This window comes from Micromonospora sp. NPDC005172 (genome assembly GCF_040608555.1).
Classification (GTDB): domain Bacteria; phylum Actinomycetota; class Actinomycetes; order Mycobacteriales; family Micromonosporaceae; genus Micromonospora.
Genome location: NZ_JBEXIL010000039.1, coordinates 1 through 15581, shown reverse-complemented (window position 1 = coordinate 15581; position 15581 = coordinate 1). Strand labels below are relative to the sequence as shown.

Sequence of the window (15581 nt, the reverse complement as noted above, 5' to 3'; positions counted from 1 at the left end):
GCGCTCACGGGTGGTGCCGCTGCGGCACCACCCGTGAACCCGCGTCAAACGCCCTGCCGCGGCGCCCCACGATGGCGTCGCCGAGTGTGAAGGACCGCTCATGAGCTCCCTGAAGACCCCCGCGCCACCGGGCGCGTCGGCCCGCGGGCCACGCCCGGCGCCACGGCACTCAACGGCGCGCCGCCGGCAGTTGAACCGGCTGGACCTGCGCTTCACCCCGTACGTCTTCGTCCTGCCGTTCTTCGTGCTCTTCGCGATCTTCGGCGTCTACCCGATCGTCTACACGTTCTGGATCGCGATGACCGACCGGTCACCGATGAACGCGACGATCAGCTTCGTCGGTCTGGACAACTTCGTCGAGCTGTTCACGAACGACCCGCAGTTCTGGAACGCGGTCGTGAACACCTTCGGGATGTTCGCGCTCTCCACCATCCCGCAGCTGATCATCGCGCTGCTGCTGGCGAACGCGTTGAACCGGCGCATCCGCGGCCAGATGTTCTTCCGACTGGCCATCGCGATGCCGATCATCACCTCGACCGCCGTGGTGGCGCTCATCTTCTCGATGATCTACGCCCGCGACTTCGGCCTGATGAACTGGCTGCTCGACCTGGTCGGCGTCGGCCCCATCGACTGGCGGGCCAACCGCTTCGCCTCCTGGTTCGCCATCGCCACGATGGTCGACTGGCGGTGGGTGGGCTACAACGCCCTGATCTACCTCGCGGCGATGCAGTCGATCAGCAAGGACGTCTACGAGGCGGCCGCTCTCGACGGCGCGTCGCAGCGCCGCCAGTTCTGGTCGATCACCATCCCGCAGCTGCGTCCCACCATCATCTTCACGCTGATCATCTCGACCATCGGTGGCCTGCAGCTCTTCACCGAGCCGCTGATGTTCACCAGTGGCTCGGGCGCGCTCTCCGGCGGCACGGAGGGGCAGTTCCAGACGATCACGATGTACCTGCTGGACGTCATGAACCAGCGGTTCCGGTGGGGTTACGCGGGCGCCGTCGCCCTGGTGCTGTTCCTGCTGATCGCGTCCGTCTCGTTCCTCAACTACCTGCTGGCCCGCCGCATCAGCTCCGACAAGTGAGGGTGGCCCTCCCATGACCAGTACCACTCTGCGACCGCCGCCGGTCCGGCCACCGGCCGATCGCGCCGGCATCCGCCACCGGGCGGAGAAACTCTGGACGGCCAGCCCACTGACCTGGTTCGGGCTCGTCCTCGGCGTCATCCTGTCGCTCTTCCCGTTCTACTGGATGATCGTCATCGCCTCGCGGACCAGCGACGCGGCGAACTCCTGGCCGCCGCCGTTCCTGCCGGGCGGCAAGCTGGGCGAGAACATCCAGCGGGTGCTCGACAACGGCGACGCCAACATCGTCAAGGGCCTGATGAACTCGTTCCTGGTGTCGGGCACGATCACGGTGGCGACCGTGTTCTTCGGCTCGCTCGCCGGGTTCGCGTTCGCGAAGCTGCGCTTCCGCGGCAAGAACGCGCTGTTGCTCATCATCCTGGCCTCGATGATGATTCCGATTCAGCTCGGCGTGCTTCCGCTGTACATCCTGATGGCGAAGCTGGAATGGCTGAACACGATGCCGTCGGTGACGGTGCCGTTCCTGATCGGCGGCTTCGGCATCTTCATGATGCGTCAGTACGCCGAGCAGGCGGTGCCCAACGAGCTGATCGAGGCGGCACGCGTCGACGGCTGCTCCACCTGGCGTGTCTACTGGCACGTGGTGGTGCCGGCGCTGCGACCGGCGGCGGCGGTGCTCGGGCTGCTCACCTTCATGGAGCAGTGGAACCAGTTCTTCTGGCCCTTCGTGGTGCTCGCCGACCCGGCCAACCCGACCGTGCAGATCTCGCTGCGCAGTCTGAACACCGCATATTTCGCGGACAATTCTCAGATTTTCGCGGGTACGCTCATCGCGACCCTTCCGCTGTTCATCGTCTTCGTTCTGTTCGGCCGTCAGATCATTGGCGGGATCATGGAAGGTGCCGTCAAGTCGTGAGCAACACCGCCAGCCCATCCGCCGTCGACCTCCTCGACGAGCGTTCCGGGCTGACCTTTCCGCCCGGCTTCCTGTGGGGAGCCGCGACCGCGGCCTACCAGATCGAGGGGGCGGCGGCCGAGGACGGCCGCACCCCGTCGATCTGGGACACCTTCAGCCACACCGAGGGCCGGGTGGTCAACGGGCACACCGGCGACGTGGCCTGCGACCACTACCACCGGCTCGGTGACGACGTCGCGTTGATGGCCGAGCTGGGCCTGAAGTCGTACCGTTTCTCGGTCTCCTGGCCCCGGGTACAGCCCGGTGGCACGGGCGCGGCCAACCCGCAGGGCCTGGACTTCTACCGGCGGCTCGTCGACGACCTGCTGGCCCACGACATCGAGCCGTGGCTCACCCTCTACCACTGGGACCTGCCCCAGGAGCTGGAGGACGCCGGCGGCTGGCCGTCGCGGGACACCGCCGCCCGCTTCGCCGACTACACCACGCTCGTCGCCGACGCGCTCGGCGACCGGGTGCGCTACTGGACGACGCTGAACGAGCCGTGGTGCTCGGCGTTCCTCGGGTACGGCTCCGGCGTGCACGCCCCCGGGCGGTCGAACGGTGCGGACTCGGTCCGCGCCGGTCACCACCTGATGCTCGGGCACGGCCTGGCCGTGCAGGCGCTGCGGGCCGTCCGGCCCACGGCCGAGGTGGGCGTGACCGTCAACCTGTACCCGGTCGACGCGGCCACCGACGCCCCCGCCGACGTCGATGCGGCCCGCCGGATCGACGGGCTGGCCAACCGCTTCTTCCTCGACCCGCTGCTGCGCGGGTCGTACCCGGAGGACCTGGTGGCCGACCTGCGCACGGTCACCGACTTCGACCACGTCCGCGACGGCGACCTGGCGACCATCTCCACGCCGCTGGACCTGGTCGGGATCAACTACTACAGCCGGCACGTGGTCGCCGCGCCGATCGAGGGCGCCGAGCCCGAGCCGTACTGGCGGGCACCCTCCTGCTGGCCGGGCAGCGAGGACGTCCGGTTCGTCACCCGGGGCGTCCCGGTCACCGACATGAACTGGGAGATCGACGCCCCGGGCCTGGTGGAGACGCTCCAGCGGGTGCACGAGGAGTACACCGACCTGCCCCTGTACGTCACCGAGAACGGTTCCGCGTTCGTCGACACCGTCGTCGACGGGAAGGTCGACGACGTCGACCGGCTGGCCTACTTCGATGCCCACCTGCGGGCCTGCCACGAGGCGATCAACGCCGGAGTACCCCTGCGGGGATACTTCGCCTGGTCACTGATGGATAATTTCGAGTGGGCCTGGGGTTACACCAAGCGCTTCGGCATGATCCACGTGGACTACGACAGCCAGCTTCGCATCCCCAAGTCCAGCGCCAGGTGGTACGCCTCGGTGATCCGACGCAACGGTCTGGCCGCACAATAGGCTCGGGCCAGCCATCAGGGCGGTCCCGGCGTCCATCCTCGGGTGGGGCCGGGTCCGCCCGCCGTCGGAGGAGCAGACGATGACAACGCAGCGCACCCGCTCGCTCGGGCGCCCGACCCTCGACGCGGTCGCGGCGCGCGCCGGCGTGGGTCGGGGCACGGTCTCGCGCGTGGTCAACGGCTCGCCCCAGGTCAGCCCGGAGGCCCGGGCCGCGGTCCAGCAGGCCATCGCCGAGCTGGGGTACGTGCCGAACCGCGCCGCCCGAGCGCTGGTCACCCAGCGGACCGACTCCGTCGCCCTGGTGGTGTCCGAATCCGGGGAGCGGGTCTTCACCGAGCCGTTCTTCGCGGCGATCGTGCGGGGGATCAGCTCCGGTCTGCTGGAGACGCCCATGCAGCTCTGGCTGGCGATGGCCCAGTCGCCGGTCGAGCGGGAGCGCGTCGAGCACCACCTCACCAACCAGCACGTCGACGGCGTACTGCTGCTGTCGCTGCACGACTCCGACCCGCTGCCCACCCTTCTGGAGGAGCGCGGCCTGCCCGCGGTGCTCGGTGGTCGACCGGCCCGGATGCTGCAACCCGGTGCCCAGCCGGCGTGGTTCGTCGACGTGGACAACGTTGGCGGCGCGCGGCAGGCGGTGGAGTACCTGACCGGCCAGGGCCGGCGGCGGATCGCCACCATCGCCGGTCCGCAGGACATGGGCGCCGGCCTGGCCCGACTGGCCGGCTACACCGAGGCCGTCAAGGCCACCGGCGTCGGCGTCAACCCCGACCTGATCGCGTACGGCGACTTCAGCGAGGGCAGCGGGGCGACCGCCATGCGTCGGCTGCTGGACGCCTGCCCGGACCTGGACGCCGTCTTCGTCGCGTCCGACCTGATGGCGTTCGGTGCGTTGCGTACCCTGCGCGACGCCGGTCGGCGTGTTCCGCAGGACGTCGCCGTGATCGGTTTCGACGACGCGCCGATCGCCCGGCAGGCGGAGCCACCCCTGACCTCGGTGTACCAGCCGGTGGAGGAGATGGGCCGGCAGATGGCCCGACTGCTGGTCGCCCGCATCCGCGGCGACGACCTGCCCGCCCCCCACATCCTCCTGGACACCCAGTTGGTCCACCGCGCCAGCGCCTAACCCCCACCCCCGTCGATACTCCCGCCCCCACCCCCGTCGATCTTGCACTTGCTGTGGCGACATAACGGGCATTCCCCGCGAACCGTCGACAGAAAGTGCAAGATCGACGTGGGGTGGGGTGGGGGCCCGGGAGGGGCGGGGGGTGAGGGGTGGGGGGTGGGGTTAGGGGAGCCAGCGGCGGAGTTCGCGTTTGGCCAGGGAGTTGCGGTGGACCTCGTCGGGGCCGTCGGCGAGGCGGAGGGTGCGGGTCTGCGCCCAGAGGGCGGCCAGGGGCGTGTCCTGGCTGACGCCCGCGCCGCCGTACCCCTGGATGGCCTTGTCGATCACCCACTCGGCCATCGCCGGCGTGCCGATCTTGATGGCCTGGATCTCGGTGTGTGCGCCCTTGTTGCCGACGGTGTCCATCAGCCACGCGGTCTTGAGCACCAGCAGGCGGGCCTGTTCGATGCGGACCCGGGACTCGGCGATCCACTCCCGGACCACGCCCTGCTCGGCGAGCGGTCGGCCGAACGCGATCCGTTCGTTCGCGCGGCGGCAGAGTAGCTCCAATGCCCGCTCGGCCATTCCGATCAACCGCATGCAGTGGTGGATGCGGCCCGGGCCGAGCCGGGCCTGGGCGATGGCGAAGCCGGTGCCCTCGGCGCCGATGAGATTGTCCGCCGGCACCCGTACGTCGGTGAAGTCGATCTCGGCATGCCCGCCGTGTGAGCCGTCGGTGTAGCCGAAGACGGTCATGCCCCGGCGGACGGTCACCCCGGGGGTGTCGCGGGGGACGAGCACCATGCTCTGCTGGCGGTGCCGGTCGGCGTCCGGGTCGGTCTTGCCCATCACGATGAAGATCTCGCACCGCGGGTCCATCGCGCCGGACGACCACCACTTGCGGCCGTTGATGACGTACTCGTCGCCGTCGCGGGTGATCCGGGTGGCGATGTTGGTGGCGTCGGAGGAGGCGACCTCCGGCTCGGTCATGCAGAAGGCGGAGCGGATCTCCCCCTCCAGCAACGGCATGAGCCACCGCTCGCGCTGGGCGTCCGAGCCGAACTCGGCCAACAGCTCCATGTTGCCCGTGTCCGGTGCCGCGCAGTTGACGGCCTCGGGCGCGAGGTGCGGGCTGCGCCCGGTCAGCTCGGCGAGCGGGGCGTACTGGAGGTTGGTCAGGCCGGCGCCGTAGCGCGGGTCGGGCAGGAACAGGTTCCACAGGCCGCGCTTGCGGGCCTCGGCCTTCAGTTCGGCCAACACCGGGGTACGCGACCACGGGTCACCCACGGCGACCTGCTCGGCGTGCACCGGCTCGGCCGGGTAGACGTGCTCGGTCAGGAACCGGGTCAGCTCCTCGCGCAGCTCCTCGGTCCGGGCGTCGTACGCGAAGTCCATCACCGCTCCCTGGCGGCGGTCAGTCCGTACGCGACCAGCGGTGCCACCATCTCGCCGATCCGGTCGAAGCCCTCGCCGAGCGTCTGCCCGAGCGTGTGGCGGTAGTGGATGCCCTCGCAGATGACCGCGAGCTTGAAGCAGCCCAGCGCGACGTGCCAGTGCAGCGGCCCGACGTCGACGTCGCTGCGCCCGGCGTACCTGTCGATCAGCTCGGCGCCGGTGGGGAAGCCGGCGCGTGGGCCGAGGCCGTCGGCGACGGGGTTGCCGGCGGCGGTGTCGCTGTCACCCAGCACGTCCCAGTACGTCAGCAGCAGTCCCAGGTCGGCGAGGGGGTCGCCGAGGGTGGCCATCTCCCAGTCGAGGACGGCGTGCACGGCCACCGGGTCGGCGGAGGCGAGGAGGTTGTCGAGGCGGTAGTCGCCGTGCACGATGCGGCCCGCGTTGGCGCCCTCCGGGGCGGTCGCGGCGAGCCTGTCGCGCAGCTCGTCGATGCCGGGCAGGTCGCGGCTGCGCGAGCGGTCGAGCTGGCCGGCCCAGCGGCGGACCTGCCGGGCAAGGTAGCCCTCGGGGCGGCCGAAGTCGGCGAGCCCGACGGTGGCCGGGTCGACGGTGTGCAGCGCGGCCAGGGTGTCCATCATCGCCATGGCGAGGGCCCGGCGTCGCTCGTCCCCGAGTGGGTCGGTCTGGGCGCGGGTCCGGAACACCTCGCCGGGTACGCGTTCCATCAGGTAGAACGGTGCGCCGAGGACGTCGGTGTCGGTGCAGAGCAGCAGCGCGCCGGGCACCGGTACCTCGGTGGGCGCCAGCGCCGAGATGACCCGGAACTCGCGGGCCATGTCGTGCGCGGTGGCCAGCACGTGCCCGAGCGGTGGGCGGCGCAGCACGACCTCGCGGTCGCCGAGGCGCAGCAGGTAGGTGAGGTTGGACTTGCCACCGGCGATCAACTGGGCCCGCATCGGCCCCGCGGCCAGCTCGGGGTGGTGCGTCGCCAGGTAGTCGGCGAGCCGGTCGAGGTCGACGCCGGCGGGGGCGGCCGGGACAGCGCCCGGCCGGAGCGCGCTGGCGGCCGGATCGGTCATCCGACTAGTTCATGGCAGCCCGCTCACGTTGTCAAGGTCAGATTTTCCCCTCGGGACATGCCTCTGCAACAGGGACGAAATGGTCAACCACCAGGCTGGTGTCAGCCTGCCGGCCGTCGCCGGCCCGCCGAGCGGAGGGACAGACATGTTGCTGCGAGTTCGGGTCACCCTGCCGGACCGTCCGGGCACCCTCGGCCAGGTCGCCCGCACGCTGGGTGTCTCCGGCGCGGACATCGTGCAGGTGGTGGTCCTGGAGCGTCTCGGCGGGCGCGCGGTGGACGACTTCACTGTGGTGTGGCCGGGCGCGGCCCGGGTGGAGCGCCTGCTGGCCGGCCTCGCGGCGATCCCGGGTGTACGGGTGGACGGGGTGTGGCGGGCGATCGGCGCGCCCACCACCACCGGTCAGGACGCGGAGCTGCTGGCCCAGGTCGCGGCCAACCCGGCCGATGGGCTGGCCACCCTTGTCGACGCCGTGCCGGGGCTGCTGGCGGCCGACTGGGCGGTCGCCGCGGTGGTCCCGGTGGACTGGGCGTCGCGCAGCGGGGGCGGCGGGGCGACGGTGGGTCACGCGAGCTGGCGCGCTCCCGTACCGCCGCGGTTGCCGGAGGTGACTCCGCTGCGCGGCCGGTCGATGACCACGCCCGACGGCACCCACCACGCGATCGCCCCGTTCGGCCGGGCGGGCCTGGTGCTGGTGGTCGCGCGCGAGCACAACGAGACCCTGTGCGCCGCGGGTTTCCACAGCACCGAGGTCGACCGGCTCACCCAACTCGTGCGGGCCAGCGCGGTGATCCTCGGCGACCGACTGGACCTGGTCGGCACGCCACCGGTGGTCGCCGGCCCCTCCTGACCAGCGCGAGGAGTTCCCGGGTCGACACCGGCGAGCAACCGGACGGCAACAGCCGCGGGCGAGGCTCTGGGGTGGGAAGGGAGCCAACCATGACGTTGTGGCGGATCCGAGCGACAGTGGACGACCGGCCGGGTTACCTGTCGGTCCTCACGGCGAGCCTCGCGCTGCGCGGGGTCAACATCCTCACCGTGCAGGTGCAGCCCACCGAGCAGGGCGCGGTGGACGACTTCCTGGTCGACGCGCCGGACGCGCTCGACGAGGCCGAACTGATCGCCGCCGTCGAGCGGGGTCGCGGGCGGGACTGCTGGGTGGCGCGCAGCGAGGCGCGCGGCCTGGCCGACCAGCCGACCCGCGTGCTCGGGCTGGCCAATCGGCTCGTGCGCGACCCGGACGCGACGGGTGAGGCGCTGCGTACCCTGCTCGGCGCGGACTCGGTGAGCTGGCGACCGGCGGCGACCGGCGACGACCGGGGCATCGCCGACACGAGAATGCTCCTGGCCGATCCGGCGGGCGGTTCGTTCGCGCTGCGCCGGGCCGCGCCCGCCTTCACCCCGGCGGAGTACGCCCGGGCGCAGGCCCTGGTCGAGCTGGCGGCCACGGTCACCCGTCGAGCCGCCGAGCAGGTCACCCTGGTGCTGCCCGACGGTGCCGAGGTGGCGGTGCGGCCGGCGAGCGCGGACGACCTGGCGGGTGTGCTGGAGCTGCACGAGGGCTGCTCCCCGCGCAGCCGGGAGCGGCGCTACCTGAGCGGGGCGGCACTGCCGCGGCAGGACCGGCTGCGCCGTCTGCTGGAGCCGACGCGAGGGCTCACCCTGGTCGCCACGACGACCGACGGGGACGGCACGGTGGTCGCCATGGCGAACCTGCTCGGTGAGGGCGACGAGGCCGAGGCGGCGCTTCTGGTACGCGACGACTGGCAGCGCCGTGGCCTGGGTTCGGCCCTGCTGCGCCGGCTGGTGTCACACGCCGACCGGGCCGGGTACGCGGCGCTGGTGCTGCACGTGCGGGCGGACAACGCACCGATGCTGCGGACGCTGCGCCGGCTGGACCGGCCCAGCTCGGTGCAGCGGGACGCCGGTCTGCTCACCCTGACCCTGCCGCTGGCGGTTGCCGTCCCGGCCGCGCGCCGGGGCGTCTTCCGGTCGCCGGCCGGATCGGAGGGTTCGCGGACGCCCGTGGACCAGGTGACGCGTTGACCGTGTGATCGGCGCGCGTGTCCCCGTCACGCCGGTAGGCGTGACGGGGCTGGGGTGCGGCATGGGCTTCCCAATCGACGAGGCGCACATTACATTGTCGGATATCCATGGGAGCGCTTCCACGACCCATGGTCACACCGCCACCCCCGCTGTCGCCGGTGGCCGTGCCGCCCCACGCCGTCCCGCGTTGGTGCGACCGCCGGCGGCGCCTGGTGAACAGGAGCCGTTCATGCGCCACCTGACCCGGCCGTTGACCGGCCACCCCGGCCGGTCGCCCGTCGCCGACCAGCCCTGGCCCCGACGGTTGCTGGCCGCCGGCGTCGCCCTGCTCACCGGTGTGTCCCTCGCGGTCGCCGCGCCGACGCCCGGGCCCGCGTCCGCCGCGCCGTCCTTCAACTACGCCGAGGCGTTGCAGAAGTCGCTGCTGTTCTACGAGGCGCAGCAGTCCGGTGAGCTGCCCGACTGGAACCGGGTCTCCTGGCGCGGCGACAGCGCCCTCACCGACGGCGCCGGCACGGGCGTCGACCTCACCGGCGGCTGGTACGACGCCGGTGACCACGTGAAGTTCGGCTTCCCGATGGCGTTCAGCGCCACCATGCTCGCCTGGGGCGCGGTGGAGTACCGCAGCGGCTACAGCGCCTCCGGCCAGCTCCCGCACCTGCTCAACAACCTGCGCTTCGTCAACGACTACTTCATCAAGGCGCACCCGTCGGCGAACGTCCTCTACGGACAGGTCGGCAAGGGCGACGACGACCACAAGTGGTGGGGCCCGGCCGAGGTGCTGCCGATGGCGCGGCCCGCGTACAAGATCGACGCGAGCTGTGGCGGCGCGGACCTGGCGGGGGAGACGGCGGCCGCGATGGCCGCCTCCTCGATGGTGTTCCGGCCCACCGACGCGACCTACGCGGACAAACTGCTCACCCACGCGCGGCAGCTCTACACGTTCGCCGACACCGTGCGGAAGGCGTACAGCGAGTGCATCACCGACGCGGCCTCGTTCTACAAGTCGTGGAGCGGCTACCAGGACGAGCTGGTGTGGGCCGCCACCTGGCTCTACCGGGCCACCGGCGACGCGAGCTACCTGACCAAGGCCGAGAGTGAGTACGACAAGCTCGGCACCGAGCCGCAGTCCACGACCCGCTCCTACAAGTGGACGATCGCCTGGGACAACAAGCAGTTCGGCGCGTACGTGCTGCTGGCCAATCTGACCGGCAAGCAGAAGTACGTCGACGACGCCAACCGCTGGCTGGACTACTGGACCGTCGGCGTGAACGGCCAGCGGGTGCCGTACTCGCCCGGTGGGATGGCCGTGCTCGACTCCTGGGGCGCGCTGCGCTACGCGGCCAACACCTCCTTCGCCGCGCTTGTCTACAGCGACAAGACCACCGACACCACGCGCAAGGCGCGCTACCACGACTTCGCCGTCCGGCAGATCAACTACGCGCTCGGCGACAATCCGCGCAGCTCCAGCTACGTCATCGGGTTCGGCGCCAACGCACCGAAGAACCCGCACCACCGCACCGCGCACGGCTCGTGGTGGGACAGCCAGACCGTGCCCGTCGAGACCCGGCACACCCTCTACGGTGCGCTGGTCGGCGGCCCGTCCTCGGCCAACGACGCGTACAGCGACAGCCGGTCGGACTACGTCATGAACGAGGTGGCCACCGACTACAACGCCGGCTTCACGTCCGCGCTGGTCCGGCTGACCTCCGAGTACGGCGGCACCCCGCTGGCGAACTTCCCGGTCGCCGAGACGCCGGACATCGACGAGATGACCGTGGAGACCACCGTCATGCAGGCCGAGCCCCGGGCCACCGGGCTCAAGGCGGTCATCTACAACAAGTCGGCGTTCCCGGCCCGCGCGCTGACCACCGGAAAGTTCCGGTACTACTTCCGGCCCGACGGCAGCGGCCCGGTGCAGGTCACCTCCGGCTACACCCAGGGCTGCCCGTCCCCGACCACCGCCAAGCAGTTCAGCGGCGACATCTGGTACGTCGAGGTGGACTGCACCGGTTACACCATCGCCCCGGCAGGACAGTCGGCGCACCGGATGGAGGTCCAGTTCAAGATCGGCGTGCCGGAGGGCGGCACCTGGGACCCGACCAACGACCCGTCGTACCAGGCGACCGCCGGCCCGAACCGCAAGGTTCCGCTCTACGCCGGCAGCACCCGCGTCTGGGGTGACGAGCCGGGGCCGGTCGTGCCGGACACCACCGCGCCGAGCGTCCCGGGCAAGCCGGTGGCGTCCAACCTCGCGTCCCGTTCGGTCACCCTGACCTGGTCGGCGTCCACCGACACCGGTGGCAGCGGCCTGGCCGGGTACGACGTCCGCGAGGTGCAGGTCAACAGCGACACGGTCGTGGTCCGGCCGGTCACCGGCACGACGTTGACCATCACGACGCTGCTACCGGCGACGTCGTACGAGTTCACCGTCGTGGCCCGCGACGGCGCTGGCAACACGTCGGCGGCCTCACCGGCGCTCACCGTGACCACGCCGCCGACCGGCTCCACCGACACGACCGCGCCGAGCACGCCCGGCACACCTGTCGCCTCGGCGGTCACCGCCACCGGCCTCACCCTCGCCTGGACGCCGTCCACCGACAACGTGGGCGTCGCCGGTTACCGGGTCTACCGCGAGGCCGGCACGACCGACGCCCTCGTCGGCTCGCCGACCAGCAGCACTCTCGCCGTGACCGGGCTGACGGCCTCCACGGCGTACCAGTTCTACGTGGTGGCCGTCGACGCGGCCGGCAACACCTCCGCGGCGTCCGCGCCGGTCGCGGTGACGACGGCGGCACCGCCGGTCGGCGGCACCTGCTCGGTGGGGTACGCCACGACGGACTGGAACACCGGCTTCACCGCCACGGTGACGATCACCAACACCGGCACCGCCGCGATCAACGGCTGGACGCTGCGGTTCAGCTTCGCCAACGGGCAGACGATCAGCCAGGGCTGGTCGGCGACCGTCAGCCAGTCCGGCGCGGCGGTCACCGCGACGAACCTGTCCTACAACGGCACGATCGCGCCGGGCGCGTCGGTGAGCTTCGGCTTCAACGGCACGCACAGCGGCAGCAACCCGAAGCCGACGGCCTTCACCGTCAACACCACCACCTGCGCCGTCGCCTGAGTCGGTCGCGCATTGAGATCTTGGACAGTTACCGTTAGCTGGCCGGTAACTGTCCAAGATCCATGACGGCCGTACGCAGCCTGTCGTACTCGGAATGACGTCGCCGGGCCGACGCGGGCGGGGCCGTGTCGGGACAGGGTGGCGACATGACTGTTACCGCACGGATGTGCACCATCGCGGGCCTCCTCGTCGGCGCCGCAGGCATCGGCGTCATGTGGGCCGCCGGTGTCGAGTTCCCCGTCGCCGTACCGCCCGGCATGATCATCCTGCTGGCAGGCGCCATCTTCGTCACGTTCGCCCCGTGGCGCTGGTCGCCCGCAGTGGGTGCGCTGCTGGGTCTGTTTGTGGCCGTCGGGTTCGCGATCAGCCCCACCGGGGTGGACAACCTGCTCGGGCGGCACGGCACCGATGTGGCGACCGGGCAGGCGATCCAGTTGGTCGGGGTGCTGACCGCGCTGGTCGCCGGTGTCGTCGCCACGATTGCCAAGCGGCGCACGCCGCGACGTCGCTGACTCCGGTGGCGCAACGTCAGTCTGTGGCCTGGCGTCGCCGGTACCGCAGCCGGGCAACCGGCGATGCCGCGCCACTCCAACACATTTCCGAAACTTTTCCGAAACCTCCTCGCTCGGGCCGGAGGCGTGGTATGAACATCGATTAGGTTAAATATTCAACTGAGACGTCCGGCCGTCCCGCCTCGGCGGCCCGGGTCCAGGCCAACAAGGAGGCCGAGATGGCAATAAGCCCATCCGTTCATCGTGGCGGTACTCGGCGACGGCGATCGCCCGTCGTCCGAGCGCTGCTCGCCGGCACTTTCAGCGTCGTGACCGTGGCCGCCGTCGCGGTGATGATGCCCTCGGCGAACGCCGCAGCGAGCACGCTCGGCGCGGCCGCCGCGCAGTCGGGCCGGTACTTCGGCACCGCCATCGCGGCGGGCCGGCTCAGCAACTCGACGTACAGCACGATCGCGGCGCGTGAGTTCGACATGATCACCGCTGAGAACGAGATGAAGCCGGACGCGACGGAGCCCCAGCGGGGCCAGTTCAACTTCACCTCCGGCGACCAGATCTACAACTGGGCGACCCAGCGTGGCCTGAAGGTCCGTGGGCACACCCTGGCCTGGCACGGGCAACAGCCGGGGTGGATGCAGAGCTTGAACGGCAGCAGCCTGCGTCAGGCGATGATCGACCACATCAACGGCGTGATGGGCCACTACCGGGGCAAGCTCGCCGCGTGGGACGTGGTCAACGAGGCGTTCAACGAGGACGGCAGCCGTCGCAGCTCGAACCTCCAGGGCACCGGCAACGACTGGATCGAGGTGGCGTTCCGCACCGCGCGGGCGGCCGACCCGTCGGTCAAGCTCTGCTACAACGACTACAACATCGAGAACTGGTCGTACGGCAAGACGCAGGGCGTCTACCGCATGATCCAGGACTTCAAGTCCCGCGGCGTGCCGATCGACTGCGTCGGTCTGCAGACCCACTTCACCGGCGGCAGCTCGCTGCCGAGCAACTTCCAGACCACGCTGTCCAGCTTCGCCGCGCTCGGCGTGGACGTGGCGCTGACCGAGGTCGACGTCACCAACTCGTCCACCACCCAGTACGCCGGGCTCACCCAGGCGTGCCTGAACGTGCCGCGCTGCATCGGCATCACCGTCTGGGGCGTACGCGACAGCGACTCCTGGCGCTCGAACGAGAGCCCGCTGCTCTTCGACGGCAACGGCAACAAGAAGGCCGCCTACACCTCCGTCCTCAATGCGCTCAACGCGGCCCCCCCGACCTCGGGACCGACCGTGAGCCCGACCGTCAGTCCGACGGTCAGCCCGACCGTGAGTCCGACCACGAGCCCGCCGCCGACTGGCGGTGCCGGCCGGATCGTCGGAGTGCAGTCGGGCCGGTGCATCGACGTGCCCAACTCCACGCAGACCAACGGCACCCGCGTCCAGCTCTACGACTGCAACAGTCAGTCGAACCAGCAGTGGACGTACACCTCCGGCAAGCAGTTGCGGGTCTACGGCAGCAAGTGTCTGGACGCGAACGGCGCGGCCACCGCCAACGGCACCGGAATCATCATCTGGGACTGCAACAGCGGGGCGAACCAGCAGTGGAACATCAACTCCAACGGCACCATCACCGGTGTGCAGTCCGGCCGCTGCCTGGACGTCTGGGGCACCGGCAACGGTCAGCAGGTCCAGCTGTACGACTGCCACGGGCAGACCAACCAGCAGTGGCGGACCGACTTCGGCGGCACCACGCCGACCACGCCGCCGCCGACGTCGGCCCCGCCGACCACGCCGCCGCCGACGTCGGCCCCGCCGACCACGCCGCCGCCGACGGGTGGCTGCGCGCTCCCGTCGACCTACCGGTGGTCGTCGACCGGCGCGCTGACGAGCCCGAAGAACGGCTGGCTCTCGCTCAAGGACTTCACGAACGTGGTCTACAACGGCCAGCACCTGGTCTACGGGTCGTACGTCAACAGCAGCGGCCAGTACAGCTCGATGAACTTCGGCACGTTCACAAACTGGTCCGACATGGCCTCGGCCAGCCAGAACGGGATGAGCCAGGGCACGGTGGCGCCCACGCTGCTGTACTTCGCCCCGAAGAACATCTGGGTGCTGGCGTACCAGTGGGGACCGACCTCGTTCAGCTACAAGACGTCGAGCGACCCGACCAACGCCAACGGCTGGTCCTCGGCGCAGACGCTGTCGACCGCCACCCTCTCGGACGCCCCGTACGGGGTGATCGACCAGACCCTCATCGGTGACGACCAGAACATGTACCTGTTCTTCGCCGGTGACAACGGCAAGATCTACCGGTCGAGCATGCCGCTGGGGAACTTCCCGGGCAGCTTCGGCTCGACCTACACGACGATCATGACCGACTCGACGAACAACCTGTTCGAGGGCGTCGAGGTCTACAAGGTGCAGGGCCAGAACCAGTACCTGATGATCGTGGAGGCGATCGGCAGCCAGGGACGCTACTTCCGGTCGTTCACGGCCACCAGCCTGGGCGGCTCGTGGACCCCGCAGGCCGCCAGCGAGAGCAACCCCTTCGCCGGCAAGGCCAACAGCGGCGCCACGTGGACCAACGACATCAGTCACGGTGACCTGGTCCGTACCAACCCCGACCAGACCAAGACCGTCGACGCCTGCAACCTCCAGTTGCTGTACCAGGGCAAGGACCCCGGTGCGGGCGGCGACTACAACCGGCTGCCGTGGCGGCCGGGTGTACTGACCCTCCAGCGCTAGGCGTCACTCCAAGAGTGGAGAACCGAGGCGTGGGCGGCCCCCCCGGGGGGCCGGGGCCCCCCCCCCCCCCCGCCGGGGGGGGGGGGGGGGGGGGGGGGGGGGGGGGGGGGGGTGTTGGGGGGGGTTGATGGGAGGGGGGGCGGGAGAGAAAA

The 15581-nt window shown here is 70.6% G+C and carries 11 protein-coding genes; 9 read left to right on the top strand and 2 right to left on the bottom strand.

Annotation, left to right across the window (positions count from 1 at the left end; all coding sequences use genetic code 11):
• Positions 1-100: 100 nt before the first annotated feature.
• The 4 genes from ABZV06_RS23650 (at position 101) to ABZV06_RS23635 (ending at position 4559) form a co-directional block, all read left to right on the top strand.
• Entirely contained in the window at positions 101-1087 is a 987-nt protein-coding gene (locus tag ABZV06_RS23650) for a sugar ABC transporter permease (protein ID WP_355233898.1), read from the top strand.
• A gap of 70 nt (positions 1088-1157) precedes the next feature.
• On the top strand, positions 1158-2003 hold the full coding sequence (locus ABZV06_RS23645; protein WP_234581704.1) for a carbohydrate ABC transporter permease: 846 nt from the start codon (positions 1158-1160) through the stop codon (positions 2001-2003).
• The gene (locus tag ABZV06_RS23640) at positions 2000-3433 is read left to right on the top strand and encodes a GH1 family beta-glucosidase (RefSeq protein WP_355624253.1); all 1434 of its coding nucleotides are present in this window, start codon (positions 2000-2002) and stop codon (positions 3431-3433) included. Before ABZV06_RS23645 ends, ABZV06_RS23640 begins: the two co-directional genes overlap by 4 nt.
• 79 nt (positions 3434-3512) lie before the next feature.
• Positions 3513-4559, top strand: a complete 1047-nt coding sequence (locus ABZV06_RS23635) for a LacI family DNA-binding transcriptional regulator (RefSeq protein ID WP_355233894.1) — start codon at positions 3513-3515, stop codon at positions 4557-4559.
• Positions 4560-4721: 162 nt separating this feature from the next.
• Here the strand turns inward: ABZV06_RS23635 and ABZV06_RS23630 are convergent, their stop codons facing one another.
• Both ABZV06_RS23630 and ABZV06_RS23625 read right to left on the bottom strand, forming a co-directional pair.
• Positions 4722-5933 carry an acyl-CoA dehydrogenase family protein gene (locus tag ABZV06_RS23630; protein WP_355233892.1) on the bottom strand — a complete coding sequence of 404 codons (1212 nt, stop codon included), beginning with the start codon at positions 5931-5933 and terminating at the stop codon, positions 4722-4724.
• Complete coding sequence (locus tag ABZV06_RS23625; protein ID WP_355624250.1) at positions 5933-7012, bottom strand: phosphotransferase family protein; 1080 nt, start codon at positions 7010-7012, stop codon at positions 5933-5935. Before ABZV06_RS23625 ends, ABZV06_RS23630 begins: the two co-directional genes overlap by 1 nt.
• A gap of 145 nt (positions 7013-7157) precedes the next feature.
• On the opposite strand from ABZV06_RS23625, the gene ABZV06_RS23620 reads away from it, so the two are divergent.
• The 5 genes from ABZV06_RS23620 (at position 7158) to ABZV06_RS23600 (ending at position 15429) form a co-directional block, all read left to right on the top strand.
• Complete coding sequence (locus tag ABZV06_RS23620) at positions 7158-7862, top strand: amino acid-binding protein (RefSeq protein ID WP_355233888.1); 705 nt, start codon at positions 7158-7160, stop codon at positions 7860-7862.
• A gap of 89 nt (positions 7863-7951) precedes the next feature.
• Positions 7952-9058 carry a GNAT family N-acetyltransferase gene (locus ABZV06_RS23615; RefSeq protein WP_355624247.1) on the top strand — a complete coding sequence of 369 codons (1107 nt, stop codon included), beginning with the start codon at positions 7952-7954 and terminating at the stop codon, positions 9056-9058.
• Positions 9059-9287: 229 nt separating this feature from the next.
• A complete protein-coding gene (locus tag ABZV06_RS23610; protein ID WP_355624244.1) occupies positions 9288-12185 on the top strand; it encodes a glycoside hydrolase family 9 protein in 2898 nt (965 codons plus the stop codon).
• Between the two features lie 146 nt (positions 12186-12331).
• On the top strand, positions 12332-12697 hold the full coding sequence (locus ABZV06_RS23605) for a hypothetical protein (protein ID WP_355233882.1): 366 nt from the start codon (positions 12332-12334) through the stop codon (positions 12695-12697).
• 218 nt (positions 12698-12915) lie between these two features.
• Positions 12916-15429, top strand: a complete 2514-nt coding sequence (locus ABZV06_RS23600) for a non-reducing end alpha-L-arabinofuranosidase family hydrolase (protein WP_355233880.1) — start codon at positions 12916-12918, stop codon at positions 15427-15429.
• Positions 15430-15581: the final 152 nt, after the last annotated feature.